Raw genomic sequence first — 18981 nt, forward strand, 5'->3', positions numbered from 1 at the left:
TTGGCAGCCTCCAGCACGGCTTCCAGATCGCCGTACTGCCCGATCAATTCCGCCGCCCCTTTCGGCCCGATCCCGCGCACCCCCGGCACATTATCCACCGCATCGCCGATCAGCGCCTGCACCTCGATCACCTTGTCAGGCGTTACGCCGAATTTGGCCGCCACCTCCGCTTCGCCGATGGGCACGTTCTTCATCGGGTCGAGCATGCTCACGCCGGGGCGGATCAGCTGCATCAAATCCTTGTCGGACGAGACGATCACCGCCTCGCCCCCGGCCGCAAGCGCCGCCTTCGCATAAGCGGCGATCAAATCGTCAGCCTCCCAATCATCAAGCTCGATGCTGGGTAGCCCAAAGGCTCTCGCCGCCTCGCGGATGAGCGCGAACTGCGGCGCCAGCTCCGGCGGTGTTTCGGGCCGCTGCGCCTTGTAGGGCGTATACATCCGGTTGCGGAACGTCATCCGCCCGGCATCGAAAATCACCGCCAGATGCGAGCCGGTGTGCTCCTTCATCAGCCGCGCGATCATATTGCAGAAGCCGAACACCGCGTTCACATGCACGCCATCCGGGCGTGTCATATCCGGGATCGCGTGGAACGCCCGGAAGATGAAGCCTGAGCCGTCGACGAGGACGAGTCTCATGCCCTTGCGGTCAGTGCCCGTCATCGCGCGCGCCCGGCTCCAGCACGAACAGTCGCGAGCAATACGGGCACATGATTTGTGTTCCGGTGATCTTCAGATACACCTTGGGGTGGCCAAGCGGCCCAACGCCGCCATCGCAGGAGACGGCATGGGTTTTTACATGGATGATTTCGGTCGGGGTCTTGGTTGTGGCGTTGTCCATGGGTTCTGCCTTGCTGCGATGAATACGGCGCGATGATAGCTTCATTTCTGCGTAACCCCAAGCTCTGGTCCTTGCTGCTGGCCTTGAGCTTGCCCGGCTGCGCACCCCTCCCCTACGGTGTCCCCAAGGCGTCCGCAAACCACCCGATCATCACCAGCGGCATTTTCACCCTGCCGGATGGCGCGCGCCTGCCCTACCGGCTCTACCCCGCGCAAGGCCCGCTCAAAGCCGTGGTCCTGGCGCTGCACGGCTATACCGACAGCCGCGACGCCTGGGTGCTGCTGGCGCAAACCCTCAACGCGCGGGGCATCGCGCTTTATGCGCCGGACCAATCCGGCTTCGGCGCCACCGCCAACCGCGGCGCCTGGCCGGGCACCGCCACGCTGGTTGATGAAGCCCGTGCCATGGCGGTGCAGTTGCGCGAAAAATATCCGCATACCCGGCTGGTGCTCATGGGCGAGAGCATGGGCGGCGGCATTGGCCTGCTGCTCGGCGCCTCATCCAACCCGCCGCCGGTGGATGCCTATATCCTCTCCGCCCCCGCCGTCTGGCGGGTGGGTAGGCTGTATCGCACGGTGCTGTTCATGGCCGATGCGCTGGCCCCGCAGATGCGCCTCACCGGCCATGCCGTGCACATCCGCGCCAGCGATAACACCGCGGCCCTCATCGCCTTCGGGGAAGACCCGCTCACCATCCGCGCGCCAAATCTGCGCAGCATCGCCGGGCTCACCAGCCTCATGGCCCAGGCTCAAGGCTCATGCGCGCATTTCCGCCAACCGGCGCTCATCCTTTATGGCGGGCATGACGAGCTGATCCCCAAGGCGGCCATGCGCCGCTGCTGGCGCGCCCTGCCGCCGGGCGCCCCGGTCATCCTGGCGTATTACCCGCCGGATTATCACATGATCCCGCGTGACCTGGAGCGGGCTACGCCCAGCGCCGATATTCTCGGCTACATACTGGGCACGGGGCTGGAATCCTCGGCCCCCAGCGCCGCTACGGTATTTCTGGCGGACTGAACGGGCGCGGCTTGCCCTCGGCGTCGATGGCCACGAAGGTGAACATTGCCTTGGTCACGCGGTATTCCTCATGCGTGTTGCGCCGCCGCCGCCAGGCTTCCACGTTGATCTTCAGCGAGGTCCGCCCGGTGGAGAGCAACTCGCAATAAACGCTTACCTCATCGCCGATCTTCACCGGCCGCAGAAAGCTCATCGCATCGGCCGAAACCGTGACGCAGCGCCCGCGCGCCACCCGCGCCGCCAGATTGCCCGCCGCCAGATCCATCTGGCTCATCAGCCAGCCGCCGAAAATATCGCCATCCGGGTTGGAATCGGCCGGCATGGCGATGGTGCGGATCATCGGCACCCCGGCCGGCGGCGTCTCGCCCGGCATCGCGTGCGTCATGTTACAGGCTCTTGTCGATCCACGCCTTCAACGCTGATTTCGGCGCCGCGCCCACCTGGCTGGCCGCCACCTTGCCGTCCTTGAAGATCAGCAGCGTGGGGATGCCGCGCACGCCAAACTGCGAGGGGGTCATCGGGTTCTCGTCGATATTCACCTTCACGATCTCAAGCTTGCCCTCATATTCCTTGCTCAGCTCCTCGAGCGAGGGCGCGATCGTCCGGCACGGGCCGCACCATTCGGCCCAGAAATCCACCAGCACCGGGGCGCTGGATTTCAGTACATCCGCATCGAAGGTCTCGTCGGTAACAGCCTTGCTCATGATAGCTTCCCTTAAGTGGTTGGATGAGAACATGGCGGTGAAACCCGCCCTAATCAAGCCGGGGCATGCGCGTCCAGCATTTCATCGGGCACCTGCATGGCCACCGCGCTCTGTGTCCATATCAGCAGACATACCACGGCATGGGCGGGATAGATCTGCGCCAATATCGCCCGGTAGGCCGCCAATTGCCGCAAATACCCTGGGGGAATCAACTCTGGCGTGTCCGGCGGGGCGCGGTCGGTCTTGTAATCGGCGATCATCACCCGCTGCGCCGTTACCGCCAGACGGTCTACCAGACCGCCGATTTCCACATCCCCCACCACCCCCGCGAGCGGCACCTCCGCCCGGCTCCCTGGCCCGAACAGCGCCGCCAGCGCCGGGTTTTGCAAAACCGCCCGCACCGAATCGTGGATTTCCGCCGCGCTGCCCGCCAGCTCCGGCACGCCGGCAAGAAAACGCGCCGCCGCCGCCGCCCGCGCCGGCGGGGGCAGTTCCGGCAGATGCTGCAACAGCGCATGCACCGTCCGGCCGCGCGCCATTGCCGCCGCGCGCGCGGCGCGGGTCTGCATCTGCTCCGTCCCCAGCGGACTCGCCGCCAGCGCCTGACGGGCAACGTCCTCCACCCCCCGGCTTGGCGCGATGCGCTCCGGCCGCGTTGTCTCCACCCCTGGCGGGGCCGCCACCCAGCCCGGCGCCGCGCCCGCCCAGCCGGGCAGCGCCGCTTCATGCGTTACCTTATGCTCCGCCTTGTCATCCGGCCTTGCGGTCTGCGCGCAGGCATGCACCAGCCGCCCGTCCACATCCGCTACCTCCGGCAGCCGCGCGAACCCGGCCCGCGCCAGCTCATACCAGCTCGTTTCCGCCACATTGTGGCGCCCTTTGGCGCCGCAGATGATCAGCCCGTCCTCCGCGCGCGTGAGCGCCACATAGAGCAGGCGGTTATATTCCTGCACCTCGGCGGCGGCGGCGTTTGCCGCGGCGCCGGCCACCGCCGCGGCGCGCAGGTCCGTGCGCGGGCAGAACACAGGCACGCGCACATCCTCCCCCGGCACCGGCAGCCAGAACAGCGTCTCCTTCTGCGCCCCCGTGGGCAGCGCTGTCGTATCGGGCAGAATCACAACCGGCGCCTGCAAGCCCTTCGCCCCATGCACGGTCATGATCCGCACGGCATCCCCGCCTGAATCCGCCTCGCGCTTGATCTGCGCCCCCGCCTGGCGCAGCTGATGCACAAATAGCTGTAGCGCCCCTGGCTCGCTCTGCGTGAATTTCAACGCCTCGGTCAGAAACTCATCCACCGGCTCGGCTGCCTCCGGCCCCAGGCGGCGTAAAATCCGGCTGCGCCCGCCAAGCGGCCCCAGCGCCTCGCTCAGCAGCGCGAAGGGGGAGAGAAAATCCGCTTTCGCACGCAGCGTCTCGAAAAACGCCTTCGCCGCCGCCCACGCCGCCCGTTCCGCGTGGCGCGCATACAGCGCCGCCAGCAGGCTGCCCCGGCGGCCCATCGCCAGCGCCATCAGGCTCTCATCGCTCAAGCCCCCCAGCGGCGAGACCAGATATTGCGCGAAGGCCAGATCATCATCGCCCAGCAGCAGCGCATCGCACAACGCCAGCAGATCGCCCACCGCCAGCTGCGCGGTCAGCACCATGCGGTCCAGCCCCGCCACCGGCACCCCGCGCGCCTTGCACTCGCGGGTGATGGCGCCCACCAGCGCATCGCGGCGGCGCACCAGAATCAAAAAATCCCCTGGCCGCACCGCGCGGCCCCGGCTTTGCAAAATCTCGCCCGTGTCCAGGCGTTTTTTAATGTCGAGGGCAATCTGGCGGGCCAGCAGGGCCTTGGACGAATCAGCCCCTTCGTAATCCTCCGGCACCGCCCAGGGCGGCAGCTCCGCCGGCGCCGCCGCCTCGCTCAGCGGCCATAATTCCACCCACCCGGCCTGCCCCGCGCGGCTCACCTCATGTTTGAGCACTTCCGTGCCGCGGCAAACCCCCGCGCGCGCCGGGCCGGTTGCGAACACCGCATCCACCAGCGCCAGCACGGGCGCCGTGGAGCGGAAGGAGACCGAGAGCCTGCCATCCACCCAGCGCTGCCCGGCCGCCTTCACCTTTTCGCGAAACTTCGCCTGATTCGCCGTAAAACTTTCCAAATCCGCGCCCTGGAACGAGAAGATCGACTGCTTCGCATCGCCCACCGCGAAGATCGTCCGCGCGCCCTCGCGCGCGCCCGCCCCGGCAAAAAATTCATCGGCGATCTTCGCCGCGATCTCCCATTGCGCCGGCGCGGTATCCTGCACCTCGTCGAGCAGCAGATGCGCGATCCCGCCATCCAATTTATAAAGTATCCAGGTGGCGCCGGGGTCCTCGAACAATGTCGCGGTATGGCGCACCAGGTCGGCATAGCTCAGCTGCGCCGCGAGGCGCTTTTGCGCCGCGTCGTTCTGCACAATCGGGGCGGCCAGCTGCATCAGGCTTGCATTCAGCGCCGCCAGCCGTGCCGCGCGGATCTGCTCCAGCGCCGCCTCCAAGCGTTTGCATTCCGCCGCGATCTCGGCGCGAATGTCAGCCTCTTCCGCGGCAAGCCCCTTGCCGAAAAAATTATGCAGCTTGCCCGGCGGGCCTTTGCCCTTGGCGGTAAAATGCACGGCCAGCCAGTCATCCCACTTCGCCGCGCGCGCCGCTTGCGGCTGCGCCAGCCAGTCCAGCGCTTCATGCGCCCATGCCTGGCCAGATTTGTTGCCCCGTTCGGCCAATCGCCGCAGCGCCGCGCGCAGCTCTTCCTCGCGCGGCAGCACCACGGCCTGCGCGCGCAGCGCCGCCTCGCTCTGCGTCCCCGCGCCCAGTGCCGCGCGTTGTAAAGGGACGATTCCGGCGGCTTCGCGAACATGCAGCAAGCTGGCGGACATTTGCACGAATTTCTGCGTCAGCGCGGCGAAATCAGGCTCGTTGGTTTCGCCGGCCAGCGTGTAAACCGCCGCCTCATGCCCGGGTTGCGCCAGCACATCCTCGCGCGCCTCGCGCAGGCGCCGGCCTTCCTGCACCTCGTCGGCCACCTCGAAATGCGGCGAGAGTCCAGCCTCCAGCGGAAAGCGCCGCAAGAGCGACTGGCAAAAGGCGTGAATCGTCTCGATCCGCAGGCCGCCTGGCAAATCCAGCACATCGGCGAAGAGCTTACGCGCCAGCACCACATTCGTATCGTTCACCGCCACATCCAGCTCACGCAGCGCGTTTTCCAGATCGGATTTTTTCATCACCACCCAGTTGCCCAGGCGCGTGTTCAGCCGGATGGTCATTTCCGCCGCGGCCGCCTTGGTGTAGGTGAGGCACAAAATCTTATCCGGCGCAGTCCCTGAGAGCATCAATCGCAACAGACGGTCGGTTAGAAGTTTGGTCTTGCCGCTCCCGGCCGAAGCCGCGACAAAGGCGGAAACCTTCGGATCAGAGGCTTCGCGCTGCTGCGCGTTGGCAATTTCAATCACCGTCACTGGCGTCATCCTCCCCGGCCCATTCCACGCGGCGGGAAATACCGGCGTACACATCGTATTTATTCACCCGTTTGGGGTGCGGGCTTGCCAGATAGGGCGTTTTTTCATCCGCGAATTTTGCGAACGTCTCAGGCAGAGCCCGCGCCGCATCCTCGATCACCTCGCGCAGCACCCTTGGTTTTTTCGGTTTCACCTCGCGCACCTCGCCCGCCTCGTGCCGTCCGGAAATTTTCCAGTAGGCCAGCTCAGCCACCTCGCCGGTGAATTCGTCTCCAAAACATCCGGCCTGCGCCATCACCGCCTCCAGCGGCAACTGCGGCGCGCTGCCGTCCTCCACCTGCCCGTTGCCAGGCGCGGCGCCGGTTTTGTAATCGATGATGCCGATGGTGCCATCGTTGAATTTTTCAATCCGGTCGGCGCGGCCGGTGAGCGTGAAGCCACCCGGTACCGCCAGCTGGGCTTTTACCTCCGAAGCCAGATGAACCGGCGCGCCATGCACGGCGCGGCGCGCGCTCTCGCTCTCCAGCACCCAGTCCGCGATGCGCGCCAGCCGCGCCATCCACCAATGCTCCAGCGCCGCGCGCGGACGTCTATCACGCATCGCGGTCTGTAGCGCGGAGATGAGGCGCGCGCGCGCATCCGGCGCCGTGAAATTTTCAGGCAGTTTATAGAATTCGTCCAGCCCCTTGTGCACGATTTCGCCAAAAAGACTGGGGTCGCTCTCTTCGTCGATCGGGTCAAGTTCGGTTATGCGCAGGATTTTTCTGGTATAAATCGCATAGGGATCAGCCATCAGCGTGGCGAAATCCGAGATGCTCAACCGCTCCGGCCGCGCTTTGGCCGGCGGGCGCGGATAGGGGCGCGCGCGGCGCTCCAGTTGCGCAGGCTGGTCCAGCTGCAACGCCCAGGAGGCTGCCTGATGCGCCGCCAACCCTTGGCCGTGCAGCATCGCCTGGAGCCGCGTGAGCCAGCGCGAAGGAACCGCCGGGGCGCGCTCGCGCCGCGCGGGGGCTGCCAGCACAACCTGCGGGCAACATGCGCCCAATGAGAAAAACCCGTGCGCGGCCATGCCGATTTTCTGTTCCGGCGAGGGCAGCCCGGCGGCCCGGCGCATCGGGCGGCTCAGCCACGGCCCCGGCTCCGCCGGTGCGGGCCACACACCCTCCACCAGCCCGCCCAGCACCGCGACATCCACGCTTTGCAGTGCCGCTTCCTGCAAACCCCAGATCGCGACGCGCGGATGCCCGTCCTTGGTGCGCGGCTTGCGTACTATCGCGCCGTTCAACAGCGCATCGAGCAGATCCGCGGTCTCAGTGCTCGCAACATCAGGAAGGTCTTCAAAAATTTCAAGCGCATGTAAGAACAATTCAGAAAGCGCGATGCCCGCCTCACCGGGCCAGAGCCGCGCCGCGCCCGGTTCGTCCGGGGTGGTGCACAGCGCCTCGGCCACGCTGAGCAAGTGGCGAAGCAGTTGCGCGGGATTGCTGCGCACGGGGGGAATCGCCGGGCGCAACATAGCCTCCAGCCGGTCCAGAAACACGCGAAGGGCGGGCTGTGCGGCCTTATCCAGCCGGAATTTGATCTCATCGAATCCCGGCCCAGGGCGGGTGCCGCGCAGCGCGTGGATTTCTAGATTCCGCGCATGTTCCCTGCACATTTCCGGCGGCAGCCCGGCGGCGGCCAGCGGGTGCTTCAGCAGGGCCAGCAAAGGCAGCGGGGCGAAGCCGCTCACCAGCGCGCGCGCCAGCAGGCGCAGCAGGATCGCGGGCGGGCTTTGCGCCAGCGGCTCGCCCGCGCTGTCATCAGCGGTAATGCCGAAACGCTTCAGGGCCGCCGTTACCCGCGTGGCGAGGCCGCGGTCCGGGGTGATCAACGCCGCCGTGCGCCCTGGCACTTCCAGCGCGTCACGCAAGATCATCGCGATCGCGGCGGCATTCTGCGCTTCCTCCTGTGCCTCCAGACGACTTAGCCCCGCGAGCTGAAACGCGATCGGTTTTTCCCATGCTTCCAGGCAGGCGGCGGGGAGCAATGCGCGCGAAAACACCAGGCTGCGCCCGCCCGGCACCGGCGATGCGGGGGCGGGCAGGGGCTGCACCTCGGCAGGGCGCGCGCCGATGTCCGCCAGCAGCCGGGCGATGCCGCCTTGCGCGTGGCTGTCATCCAGCGCCTCCCAGGCGCTCTCGTTCAGGTTGAAATCGTAGCCAGGAAGCAGCAGCAGCCCCTCCGGCAGCCCGGCCACGCGCCGGGCCAGCCGCGCGATGGCGGGATTGCCTTCGGCGGCGGCCATCCATACCCGGTGGGCCGGCGGGTTAGTTCCCCAGGCGGCGGTTTGCGCGTCCAGTAGCGCCACCAGCCGGGCGGCGGGATCCGTTGCGCCCATTCCGGCCAGAATCTCCGGCCAGGCATGGGTGATGATCTCGAGGAATTTAAGCGTGGTCTGCCAATGGCTGGCGAGTTCGGCGGCCACCACATTGGGTAAGGTGGCTTTGAGATCGACCTCGGCATAGGCTGCCTCATCGAGCAGCGCGGCGAGATCGGCGGCAAGCTGCCAGGCGGCATGAAGCTTTTGCGGCGCGCCGCCCTGGCCGTTCATTTGCAGGATCAACCGCGCCAGAATCGCCTGCCGCTGCATGGGGGGGATGGCTGGCGGCAGGTCCAGCGCGCCGGCCAGCGCGAGGGCGGCTTCGTCGATGGCGCCAAGCGCGACAATGCGCGGCAGCAGCAATGCCTTGCCCTGGTTTTGTTCCAGAAACGCCCCGGCCAGCGCCTGCGCCGCGCGGCGGCTGGGCAGCAGGATCAGCCCGTCGGCCGAGTCGCCGCCCGTCTCCAGCCAGCGTTTCGCCAGCGCGGGCAGGAAAGCCGACTCCGCCGGGAACGCGCCGAGCTTCATGGCAGATCCTCGTTCAGCTCTGCGCTTCGGCCCGTGCCATCATGGGAGAAGCTCAGCCGCAGGGCGTGCTGGGGGGTCAGCGGTCCCAGCCGGTCGGGCCATTCCACGATAACGATGCCCTCCAGTGCTTCGTCCCAGCCCAGCTCCTCCAGCGCATGGTGGTCCTGCAACCGCCATAGGTCATAATGCCAGATGGTGAGAGTGTCTGTCTCGTATTGCTGCACCAGGGTGAAGGTGGGGGAGGGGACGGTGAGATCTGGCTCGCCGGTCAACGCGCGGATGAACGCGCGGGCGAAGCTGGTTTTGCCGGCGCCCAGCGGGCCGGAGAGCAGCAGAACATCCCCGGCGCGCGCCCGGGCGGCGCGTTTTTGGGCCAGGGCGATGGTCGCGGCTTCATCGGGGAGGAAGATGTGCATGATACTCTTTTTAGGGCATGCGCTTGATTGTGGAAGAGCGGTGCGGCAAAGCCTGGGGTATGGAAAAGCTGACAACGGATGTAGCAATCATCGGTGCCGGCCCGGCTGGGCTGTTTGCGGTGTTTGAGTGCGGGATGCTCAAGATGTCCTGCGTGTTGATCGATGCCTTGGGCGAGACCGGCGGGCAATGCGCCGCACTCTACCCGGAGAAGCCGATTTATGACATTCCGGGGCATCCCGGCATTGAAGCCGCGGAGCTGATTGCCCGGCTGGAGCAGCAGATTGCGCCCTTCGCGGCGCAACGGCTGCTGGGACGGCGGGTGGAAAAACTGCATGGCGCTGCTGGCGTGTTTACACTGACCACCGATGCGGGCGATGAGATTAAGGCCAAGGCGGTGATTGTGGCCGCGGGGGCCGGTGCTTTTGGGCCCAACCGCCCGCCGCTGGAAGGGTTGGAGGCCTATGAGGCCACCGGGGCGGTGCAATACTATGTGAAGCGCCGCGAGGCGCTGCGGGGCAAGCGCGTGGTGATCGCGGGTGGCGGGGACTCGGCGGTGGACTGGGCGCTGGCGCTCAACGGCATTGCCGGGAGCATCCATGTCATCCACCGGCGGCCAAAATTCCGCGCGGCGCCTGAGAGTGCGGCGCAACTGGACGCGGCGGTGGCGCGCGGCGAGATCGACATGGTGATCCCCTACCAGCTGCACGCGCTGCATGGCGCGGGCGGGATGCTGGAGGTGGTGGAAGTGGCTGATCTAGATGGCGCTACCCGGCTGATCGGGGCGGATGTGTTGTTGCCGTTTTTTGGCCTAGCGATGGAGCTGGGGCCGCTGGCGGACTGGGCGTTTCAGCTTGAGCACAACCATGTGGTGGTGGATCCGGCGCGGATGGAGACCACGGTGCCGGGGATTTTCGGCGTCGGGGATATTGTGACCTATCCGGGCAAGCTGAAGCTTATTTTGCAGGGGTTTGCCGAGGGCGCGGTGGCGGCGCATGCGATTCATCCGATCGTGTATCCGGATGTGGCGTTGCATTTTGAGTATTCCACCAGCAAGGGCGTGCCGGTTTGAGGACGGCGAACGCTCCACGTGGAGCGTTCGCGAAGAAGTTTTTATACCAGCCCGCCAAGAGCTTGACTCTCTGGGTTTGGTGGCGGGCTGGTATAAGCTTTTGATTTTTCGCGCGGCCGCCCCACCAGCCCCGGGCGCATACCAGTCAGCCTTAAGGCTGACTGGTATTATAACACGATGTTAATGTAGCTTTATTTTTTGCTTGCGCCCCAATTTGTGTGGGTTTGGTGCGAAAAAGCAACGATACGGCCGGTCTTACAAATTACAGCCGCTCGGCGGTGAGCTCGCCGGGTTTTTGCATCTCGGTGTTGAGGAAGATGCCGTGCGGCGAGCGGCCGACGGGGATGGTGTCAAAAACGCCGGTGAGCGGGTCCAGCACGGCGACGGCTTCGTTGAAGCGCAGGGCGATCCAGATTTTGCCGTCCGGGGCGATGCCGATATCGTCCGGGCCGCCGGGGATGCGGTAGTCGCGTTTGACTTCCAGGCTGAGCGGGTCGAGTGCTGAGAGTGTGCTGCCGACGCGGTTGGAGACGTAGAGGGTTGAGCCGCCGGGCGAGAGGAAGATGTTGTGCGCGCCCTCGCCGGTGGCCTGGCGGCGGGTGATTTGGCCGGTTAGCGGGTTAGCCTCGACGATGCCGTTCTCGCCCATGATGCAGACCAGCAGCTTGCCGTTGTGCCAGAGCACGCCGGCGGGGGTTTTGCCGATGGGGACGCTCCAGCGTTCGGTCATGCTCGCGAGGTCGAGACAGACCAGGGTGTTTGATTTCTGCATGGAGTGGAAGCTGAAGCGGCTATCGGGCGAGAAATCCAGATGGCTTGGGAATTTGCCGGATTTGAAGCGTTTGACGAGATGCAGGGTGGTGGAGTCGTAAACGTCGACATAGTCGAGCCGCAGGGCGTTCACCACCAGGTATTTCTGGTCTGGCGTATAGGCGAGCTGGTAGGGGTCGGCGATGCGGATATGGCCGAGCGGGGCGGCGGTCAGGGGGTCGAAGATGAAAAGCGCGTTGCCGCTGGCGTCGGAGACGTAGAGTTTTTTGCGGTCAGGCGTCAGGGCCCAGTGGCTGGGCTCGCGCAGCATGGGCAAGGTGTTGATGACCTGCTTGCTTGTCATGTCAATGACCGAGACCGTGGCGTCGCCGGAGTTCATCACCATTGCCAAGGGCGGCGGCGCGCCCGCTTGCGCGGGGGGGGATGTTTCCGCCAGGGCCTGGGCGGGCAGAAGCGGCAGCGAGAGGAGCGAGAGGGCGGTGCGGCGCGTGATCATGCGTGGTGATTAGTCCTTTCCGGCTGGGTTGCGAAGTGCCTGCCGCCGGGGGTGGAGGCTCGTTGTGTTCATGGCGGGTGTTCGGGCGGGCGCTTGAGATTATTCGCCGTTGCGGCGAAGGTGCCTGCATGATTTTGAACACATTGATCTCGGGCGAAGGTCCGCCGCTGGTGCTGTTGCATGGTTTGTTCGGCGCGGCGAAAAATTTGGGCGTGCTGGCGCGCGGGCTTGGCACCCAGGCGCGGGTGATTGCCATGGATCTGCGCAACCACGGCGATAGCCCGCACGGCGCGGCGATGGATTTTGCGGCCATGGCGGGGGATGTGGCCGAGACCTGCGCGGCGCTGGGGGTGGCGCGCGCGCGGGTGGCCGGGCATTCGCTGGGCGGCAAGACGGCGATGATGCTGGCGTTGCTGCGCCCGGAGCTGGTGGAGCGCCTCGCGGTGCTGGATATAGCGCCGATGCGCTATGAGCATGATTACGGCGATTATGTGAAGGCGATGCAGGCGATTGTGCTGCACCCGGGCCTGAGCCGGGGCGAGGCGGATGCGGCGCTGGCGGGGGTGGTGAAGGCGGCGGAGATGCGCGCGTTTCTGCTCAACAACCTCAGCCTGGGCGCGGTGCCGCGCTGGCGCGCGGGGCTGGCGGAGATCGGCGCGGCGATGCCGCAGATATTGGGCTGGAGCGAGCCGCTAGGGGTGGCGCCTTATGGCGGGCCGGCGTTGTTTTTGCGCGGCGGAGAGTCAGACTATGTGCCCGTACAGGCGGCGGCGGAGATAGCGCGCTTGTTTCCGCGCGCGGTGGTGGAGACGGTGGCGGGCGCCGGGCATTGGCTGCATGCCGAAAAGCCAGCGCAAGTGCTGGCGAGTTTGCGGGGGTTCTTTTTTGCATGAGTCAGAATTTTGATGTGATTGTGATCGGCGCCGGGATGGCCGGGGCGAGTGTGGCGGCGGGGCTGGGGGCGACGCATAATGTGGCGCTGGTGGAGGCCGAGGCGCAGGCGGGCTACCACACCACCGGGCGTTCGGCGGCGATTTGGGTGCGCAATTATGGCCCGGCGGATGTGCGTGTGCTCACTGGATTGTCACGTGCGTTTTTTTTGAATCCGCCCGCGGATATTGGCACGGACCGGCTCGCGGTGGGGCGCGAGATCATTTATTTGGCGCCGCCGGAGCAGACGGAGGCGCTGGATGGGTTGATCGGCCAGGGGTTGGGGATTGAGGAGATTTCCCTGGCCCGGGTGAAGGCGATGGTCCCGGCGCTGATAGAAGGCTACGCCGTGCGGGCCGGGATAGAGCGGGACGGTTTTGATATGGATGTGGCGGCGCTGCACCAGTTCTACCTCCGCCGGGCGCGCGCGGCGGGCGGGCAACTGATGTTGCGCAGCCGCGCGGGGCGCATTGAGCGCAAGCAGGGCGCCTGGGAGGTGGAGACGGCTGCCGGTGTGATTTTGCGGGCGCCGGTTGTGGTGAATGCCGCGGGCGCCTGGGCGGATGAGGTGGCGCGGATCGCGGGGGTGGCGCCGCTCGGCCTGGTGGCGTGCCGCAGGACCGCGGCGATTATCGACCCCGCGCCCTATGCGGTGGAGCACTGGCCGATGGTGCAGTCAGCCGTGCATGACTGGTACATTCGCGCCGAGGCCCGCACCAGGCTGATGGTGACCCCGTGCGATGAGACGCCGATGCACGCGCATGATGTGCAGCCCGACGAGTTGGATATCGCCATCGGGATAGACCGCATGCAGAAGGCACTGGACATTCCGGTGCGCCGGGTGGAGCGCGCATGGGCGGGGCTGCGCACGTTCTCGCCTGACCGCAGCCTGGCCTTTGGCTGGGAGACGGCGGTGCCAGGGTTTTTTTGGTGCGCGGGGCAGGGCGGCTATGGCATACAGACCGCGCCGGCGGCGGGCGCGCTGGTGGCGGCGATGGTGAAGGGGGAAGACCCGGGGCCGGCCGCAGGGGTTATGGCCGCGATCGACCCGATGCGCTTCCGCGGGAGAATTTAGCGTGAATCGCCCTCAGTCTCTGGGCTAACGCTGGCCGAAAATGTCGCCCAGGATGCCGCCAGCGATGGCTGCGCCGCCGATTTGCGGGGCGGTGGCCACGGCCTGCTCACCGCCGAGATAGGGCGAGAGGGCGTGCGCGAGGTTGGGCACGGTCATGCTTTGCAGCCAGACCTTGCCCGGGCCGGTGAGGCGGGCGATGAAGAGGCCGTCGGCGCCGAACAGGGCGTTTTTGATGCCGCGCATGAACACGATGTCAAAATTCACGGTGTCCTGGAACATGCCGATATGGCCGGGGTGGACCTGGATGGATTCGCCCGGGCGCAGATCATAGATCACCGCTTCGCCGCCGAGCTCGACAAAGGCGGTGCAGGGGCCGGAGAGCTTTTGCATGATGAAGCCGTTGCCGCCGAAGATGCCGGCGCCGAGCTGGCGCTGGAAACCGATGGAGAGGTTGACCCCCTGGGTGGCGCAGAGGAAGCCGTGCTTGTGGATCATGTAGGAGTGGCCGGGGGGAACGTCGACCTCCAGGATGGTGCCCGGCACTTTGGCGGCGAAGGCGATGAGCCCCGGGCCGCCCTGGGGGGAATACTCGGTCATGAACAGTCCGCCGCCCGAGAAGGCGCGGCCGATGGCGCCGAAGAAGCCGCGCGAGACGCCGGTCTGGGTGGTGGTGTTGAGCCGCATGTTATCGCTCATCCAGGAAAACTCACCTGGTTCGGCGATGAGGATTTCCCCTGGGTCGAGCCCGATTTGCAGCACCGGCATGGTGGTCCCGGCGATCGAATGCTTCATGGCTAGCTCCCGGTTGTTGGAGGCAATTCAAGCATTTTTAGTAATCATCGCCAAGCGGAAAATAGGTTTTAGAGGGCTGCCTCAAGATCCAGCGCGTAGCCGGCGGCGCGGATGGTGCGCACGATGTCAATTTCGCCGGGGCCGTTGATGGCTTTGCGCAGGCGGCGGATGTGGACATCGACGGTGCGGGGTTCGACATGGATGTCGCGCCCCCAGACGGCGTTGAGCACATCCTCACGCGAGAAAACCCGTTTTGGATGGCGCAGGAAGAATTCGAGCAGGCGGAATTCAGTGGGGCCGAGGTGCAAGGTGCGGCCGTTACGCTGCACGCGGTGGGAGGCGGGGTCCAGCGAAATGTCGTGGAAATTCAGCTTCGCCTTGGTGGGCACGGAGCCTGCGCGGCGCAGCAGGGCGCGGATGCGCGCGATCAGCGCCTCGGTGGAGAAGGGTTTGGCGATGTAATCGTCGGCGCCGGTGTCTAGGCCGCGCACGGCGTCCTGTTCCTCGGCGCGGGCGGTGAGCATGATGACCGGGAGCGTGCGCGTGGCGGGGCGGCGGCGGATCTGGCGGCAGACCTCGATGCCCGACATGGTGGGCAGCATCCAGTCCAGCAGTACCAGATCGGGCGTGGCTTCGGCGATGCGGGTCAGCGCCTCGCCGCCATCGCCGGCATCTTCCACGCGGAAGCCTTGTTTTTCGAGGTTGTAGCGTAGCAGGGTGACGAGTGGCGCTTCATCCTCGACGATGAGGATGTAGGGTTTGTTTTGATCGTTCATTGGTGCCCGGTTGGGTTGGCATGGACGTAGGCGGATGTCTGGTCGCCCTTGGGGCGGAAATCGGGCAGGGATTCGCCGGTGACGGCGTAGTAGGTCAGCTCGGCGATGTTGGTGGTGTGGTCGCCGATGCGCTCAAGGTTTTTGGCGATGAAAAGCAGATGGGTGCAGGCGGTGATGCTGCGCGCGTCTTCCATCATGTAGGTGATCAGCTCGCGGAAGATGGTGTTGTAGAGGTCATCCACCGCCTGGTCTGCGCCCCATACGGCGATGGCTTTCTGCGGGTCGGCCTCACCCACCGCGTCAATGCTGGATTTGAGGTTTTGCTGGACCAGAGCGGCCATCTGGCCAAGGCCCGAGAGCGAGAAGCGGCTGGCGGCCTGGCTGATGACGATGCTGCGCTTGGCGATGTTGGCGGCATAGTCGCCCATGCGCTCCAGATCGGTGACGACCTTGAGCGCCTGGATGACCTGGCGCAGGTCATCGGCCACGGGCTGGCGCAGGGCCAGCAGGCGCACGGCGAACTGCTCGATGGCGCGCTCTTCGGCGTCAATCTGCGGGTCGTGCTCGATCACGCTGGCGGCGAGATCGGCATTACGGGTGAGCAGCGCGGCGGCGGCGTCAGCCACGGCGCGTTCCACCAGCCCGCCCATGACGGCGATCATATCGCGGAGTTTTTTCAGGTCAGCTTCGAAGCTGGCGACGATATGCTTGGGTTCATCGGGCATGATGCTGCTCCTTTAGCCGAACCGGCCGGTGATATATTCCTGCGTTTTACGCTCACGCGGGGCGGTGAAGATTTGTGTCGCGGGGCCGGCTTCCACCAGCTCGCCGAGATAGAAAAAGGCGACCTGGTCAGCGCAGCGCCCGGCCTGCTGCATGTTGTGGGTGACGATGACGATGGTGAAGTCGCGCTTCAGCTCGTCAACCAGCTCCTCGATCTTCAGCGTGCTGATGGGGTCCAGCGCGCTGGTCGGTTCATCGAGCAGCAGCACTTCCGGCCGCACGGCGATGGAGCGCGCGATGCACAGGCGCTGCTGCTGGCCGCCGGAGAGGCTGAGCGCGGAGGCGTTCAGACGGTCCTTCACCTCGCCCCAGAGCGCGGCGCGGGTGAGCGCCCATTCCACGCGCTCATCCAGCTCGGACTTGGAGAGTTTCTCATGCAGGCGCACGCCGAAAATCACGTTCTCGTAGACGGATTTGGGGAAGGGCGTGGGTTTTTGGAAGACCATGCCGACACGCCGGCGCAGCCGGTGGAGGTTCAGGCCCGGGCTGATGATGTTCTCGCCGCTGAGCAGCACCTCGCCCTCGGCGCGCTGGCCGGGGTAGAGGTCGTACATGCGGTTGAGCACGCGCAGCAGGGTGGATTTGCCGCAGCCGGAGGGGCCGATCATCGCCGTGGTTTGGCGGTCGGGGAAGTCTATGTTGATGTTGCGCAGCGCGTGATTGGCGCCGTAGTAAAAATTGAGATTGCGAATGGAGACCCGCGCGGCGCTGATTGGGGCGTTGGGGGTGAGTGGCTGGGGCAGCGCCGCTTCAGGCATTTTCGGACTCGCTATTTTCATCTGCGCCTCCATAGGCGCGTTTCATGACAGTACGATGACATTACCGTTAAGCTTTGGTGACAGGAAGGGGTGGCTTATGGGTGATTGGCGCGTCTTTGCCACAAATAGGCGGGAAGGGCCACGATCCAGAACAGGAGAACGGCCAGGGCCCAGGCAAGCGGGCGGGCGGCGCTGCGGCGTTTGGCGTCGCGGTGGACCAGCACGGCGCTGACCAGGGCGATCCAGAAGAAGGGGTGGGTGATCATCGGATGGCGTCCACGGGGAGCGGCGGGTGTGCATGTGCCGCATAAAATGCCAGCAGTGGCGCGGGGTTGAGGCCGGTGAGGCGGGCCATGAGGCGGATGGCGTGGACCCAGTTCTGTTCCAGCCGGATGTTAAGCCCGCGTTGCTCGGGGGCGGGCATGCGCATGAAGGCGGCGAGCTGGGCGGCATCGGGCGGGGGGTTGTTGGCGGGGGGGTGGAAAAGCTCGGAATCAGCGCCGGCGCCGGCGGGTAGCCAGCCGGCGCGTTGCAGCAGGGCGGCCACGGCGGCGCTGGCGGGGGCGGGGGTGTGGCCGGGGGCGAAATCGCCGGTGACCACCACGGCCTGTACGCCGTATTGTGCGAGAAAGGCGGCGAGCATCGGCGGGTTGATGCGTGGCAGGGCGGCTTGGTATTTTTGCACGAACAGGGCGCGGTAGAGCGGCCAGCGGGCAAGTCGCGCGGGCGCGCCAGTGCCGAGATAGCCCTGGGCGGCCAGCGAGAAGCGCAGGCCCGCGGCGTATTGATAGCCCATTTCGACCTGACTTTCCGGCAGGATGAGGATGCGGCTGCCGGGCGGGATGGCGCCGTTGGTGAAGACGGCGGGGATGGGCAGGCGGGTCCAGTTGCGATCATATCCGCGGGCGGGGAGGATGAAGACCAGGCAGGCGGCCAGCAGCGCGTAGCGCGGCGGTTTGCGCCCCGGCGCGGCCAGCCAGCAGGCCAGCAGCAGTGCGATGGCCAGCCAGGCGTAGAGCATGAAGCGCGCGGGCAGCATGGATTTGAGGAAAGGCAGGACGGAGGCGGGCAGCCAGGGGGCGGTGCTGACCTCGGCCCCCAGGACATGCACATACGGGCCCAAGGCGAGCAGGCAGGCGAGGGCGGCGAAGCCTGCCAGTACGCGCACGGCCGGGGCGGCGCGGTGCGTGCGCGCGATGTAGGCCAGCAGCAGGAGCAGGGGGAGGCTGTTGTAATTGCCGTCCTCGGCGGTGTTGCCGCCGAATTTGTTGGTGAGCGGGGCGAGCCAGTGGCCGCCCAGCCTGGTGATGGGGGTGGGCAGGATAAAGCCCAGCAGGTCTACCGAGAAATCAGCCGGGGAGGCGACGCTGTGGCTGCCGCCCGCGTAGCCGCGCAGCATTTGCCAGATGAGCGGCGAGAGGATGACAAGGCTTGCGCCAATGCCCAGGGATACGCCGGGCAACAGACGGGCCAGCGCGGCGCGCGCGGGTGGATGCAGCGCATAGAGCGTGGCGGCGGCGAGCGCGCCAAAGATGAGCAGGGTGGCGTAGAGCTCCTGGCTGACCCCGAATTCAAAGGCCAGGGCCAGCCCGAGCAGCAGCGCCAGCCGCCGGGTGCTCCAGCCATGTTTGGCAGCGGCGAGGCAGGCCCAGAGGCAGAAGGGGATGGCGAAGGTGAGGCTGAGGTTGAGGTGCCCGAGAAGATGCCCCAGCATGAAATTGGAGAAGCCGAACACCAGCCCTGCGGTGAGGGATGCGGCGGTGTCCTCGCTCAGCTCATAGGCGGCGAGATAGGCGCCCCAGCCGGACAGGCCGGGGGCGGCCAGCATGAGGGTGTTGTAAACCGCCAGCGCCCCGAATTTGAGGGTGAAGGGGGCGGCCAGCAGGGCAAGGCCGATGACGCCCGCGCGCCAGGCGAGGTTTTCACCGAAGGGGGCGTTCACGTAGCTGGTGTGGAAGAGGGGCAGATGGTGCTGCGCGGCGAAAGGCCACCAGTTGAGGAACCAGATGAAGGATAAGGGGTCACCCCCGACGCCGAAATAGGTGGGCGGCGGGGCGCTGTGCGGCGGCGCGAAGAAGGCGTAGCCCAAGGCAAGCAGAAACAGCAGCGCGCCGATGTGAAACAAAAACGCGGCGGGTTTGCTGGCGGGCCGGAGGGGCATGAGTTGTTCCTGGCGCGGAACAGG

Annotated in this window: 18 protein-coding genes; 4 read left to right on the forward strand and 14 right to left on the reverse strand. The window is 66.2% G+C overall.

All coding sequences use genetic code 11. The annotated features are described in order from the left end of the window. On the reverse strand, positions 1 to 662 hold a 662-nt coding region (locus PHE40_RS02365; RefSeq protein ID WP_299957463.1), incomplete at its 3' end, for a 5'-3' exonuclease H3TH domain-containing protein. Beyond that, positions 649 to 840: a zinc-finger domain-containing protein gene (locus tag PHE40_RS02370; protein ID WP_299957466.1), complete on the reverse strand. Its 192-nt coding sequence runs from the start codon at positions 838 to 840 to the stop codon at positions 649 to 651. The genes PHE40_RS02365 and PHE40_RS02370, both read right to left, overlap by 14 nt. Positions 841 to 872: 32 nt before the next feature. Here PHE40_RS02370 and PHE40_RS02375 point away from each other — a divergent pair, with 32 nt between their 5' ends. After that, positions 873 to 1856, forward strand: a complete 984-nt coding sequence (locus PHE40_RS02375; protein ID WP_299957468.1) for an alpha/beta fold hydrolase — start codon at positions 873 to 875, stop codon at positions 1854 to 1856. On the opposite strand, the gene PHE40_RS02380 is transcribed toward PHE40_RS02375, so the two are convergent. Genes PHE40_RS02380 through tsaE form a run of 5 tightly spaced genes read right to left on the reverse strand, consistent with a single transcriptional unit; the run spans position 1834 to position 9345 of the window. Then, the gene (locus PHE40_RS02380; protein WP_299957472.1) at positions 1834 to 2241 is read right to left on the reverse strand and encodes an acyl-CoA thioesterase; all 408 of its coding nucleotides are present in this window, start codon (positions 2239 to 2241) and stop codon (positions 1834 to 1836) included. The two genes, PHE40_RS02375 and PHE40_RS02380, sit on opposite strands and share 23 nt — an antisense overlap. Before the next feature lies 1 nt (position 2242). Beyond that, positions 2243 to 2560, reverse strand: a complete 318-nt coding sequence (gene trxA / locus PHE40_RS02385) for a thioredoxin (RefSeq protein ID WP_299957475.1) — start codon at positions 2558 to 2560, stop codon at positions 2243 to 2245. A gap of 53 nt (positions 2561 to 2613) precedes the next feature. Further along, positions 2614 to 6048: a double-strand break repair helicase AddA gene (gene addA, locus PHE40_RS02390; RefSeq protein ID WP_408838372.1), complete on the reverse strand. Its 3435-nt coding sequence runs from the start codon at positions 6046 to 6048 to the stop codon at positions 2614 to 2616. Beyond that, positions 6026 to 8929, reverse strand: a complete 2904-nt coding sequence (addB, locus tag PHE40_RS02395; protein ID WP_299957480.1) for a double-strand break repair protein AddB — start codon at positions 8927 to 8929, stop codon at positions 6026 to 6028. The genes addA and addB overlap by 23 nt, the downstream gene beginning before the upstream one ends. After that, on the reverse strand, positions 8926 to 9345 hold the full coding sequence (gene tsaE, locus PHE40_RS02400) for a tRNA (adenosine(37)-N6)-threonylcarbamoyltransferase complex ATPase subunit type 1 TsaE (protein ID WP_299957483.1): 420 nt from the start codon (positions 9343 to 9345) through the stop codon (positions 8926 to 8928). Before tsaE ends, addB begins: the two co-directional genes overlap by 4 nt. A 59-nt stretch (positions 9346 to 9404) precedes the next feature. On the opposite strand from tsaE, the gene PHE40_RS02405 reads away from it, so the two are divergent. Continuing rightward, complete coding sequence (locus PHE40_RS02405; RefSeq protein WP_299957486.1) at positions 9405 to 10415, forward strand: NAD(P)/FAD-dependent oxidoreductase; 1011 nt, start codon at positions 9405 to 9407, stop codon at positions 10413 to 10415. 262 nt (positions 10416 to 10677) lie between these two features. Here the strand turns inward: PHE40_RS02405 and PHE40_RS02410 are convergent, their stop codons facing one another. Continuing rightward, positions 10678 to 11682, reverse strand: a complete 1005-nt coding sequence (locus tag PHE40_RS02410) for a YncE family protein (protein ID WP_299957489.1) — start codon at positions 11680 to 11682, stop codon at positions 10678 to 10680. A gap of 128 nt (positions 11683 to 11810) precedes the next feature. On the opposite strand from PHE40_RS02410, the gene PHE40_RS02415 reads away from it, so the two are divergent. Together PHE40_RS02415 and PHE40_RS02420 are read left to right on the forward strand one after the other, a co-directional pair. After that, positions 11811 to 12575 carry an alpha/beta fold hydrolase gene (locus tag PHE40_RS02415; RefSeq protein WP_299957493.1) on the forward strand — a complete coding sequence of 255 codons (765 nt, stop codon included), beginning with the start codon at positions 11811 to 11813 and terminating at the stop codon, positions 12573 to 12575. Beyond that, entirely contained in the window at positions 12572 to 13687 is a 1116-nt protein-coding gene (locus tag PHE40_RS02420; protein ID WP_299957495.1) for an FAD-binding oxidoreductase, read from the forward strand. The genes PHE40_RS02415 and PHE40_RS02420 overlap by 4 nt, the downstream gene beginning before the upstream one ends. Positions 13688 to 13711: 24 nt before the next feature. Here PHE40_RS02420 and PHE40_RS02425 read toward each other — a convergent pair whose 3' ends face one another. From PHE40_RS02425 to PHE40_RS02450, 6 genes are all read right to left on the reverse strand, one after another. Next, positions 13712 to 14479, reverse strand: coding sequence for an AIM24 family protein (locus tag PHE40_RS02425; RefSeq protein WP_299957498.1), 768 nt, complete (start codon positions 14477 to 14479; stop codon positions 13712 to 13714). A 68-nt stretch (positions 14480 to 14547) separates the two neighbouring features. After that, positions 14548 to 15255: a phosphate regulon transcriptional regulator PhoB gene (phoB, locus tag PHE40_RS02430; RefSeq protein WP_299957501.1), complete on the reverse strand. Its 708-nt coding sequence runs from the start codon at positions 15253 to 15255 to the stop codon at positions 14548 to 14550. Further along, on the reverse strand, positions 15252 to 15980 hold the full coding sequence (gene phoU / locus PHE40_RS02435) for a phosphate signaling complex protein PhoU (RefSeq protein WP_299957504.1): 729 nt from the start codon (positions 15978 to 15980) through the stop codon (positions 15252 to 15254). Before phoU ends, phoB begins: the two co-directional genes overlap by 4 nt. Positions 15981 to 15992: 12 nt before the next feature. Then, positions 15993 to 16796 (reverse strand): phosphate ABC transporter ATP-binding protein PstB, encoded by an 804-nt coding sequence (gene pstB / locus PHE40_RS02440; RefSeq protein ID WP_299957559.1) that lies wholly within the window; start codon positions 16794 to 16796, stop codon positions 15993 to 15995. A gap of 95 nt (positions 16797 to 16891) precedes the next feature. After that, positions 16892 to 17062 carry a hypothetical protein gene (locus tag PHE40_RS02445; protein WP_299957507.1) on the reverse strand — a complete coding sequence of 57 codons (171 nt, stop codon included), beginning with the start codon at positions 17060 to 17062 and terminating at the stop codon, positions 16892 to 16894. Beyond that, positions 17059 to 18957: a hypothetical protein gene (locus tag PHE40_RS02450; RefSeq protein WP_299957509.1), complete on the reverse strand. Its 1899-nt coding sequence runs from the start codon at positions 18955 to 18957 to the stop codon at positions 17059 to 17061. Before PHE40_RS02450 ends, PHE40_RS02445 begins: the two co-directional genes overlap by 4 nt. Between the last annotated feature and the right edge of the window lie 24 nt (positions 18958 to 18981).

The organism is Acidocella sp., from assembly GCF_028687955.1.
Lineage (GTDB): Bacteria > Pseudomonadota > Alphaproteobacteria > Acetobacterales > Acetobacteraceae > Acidocella.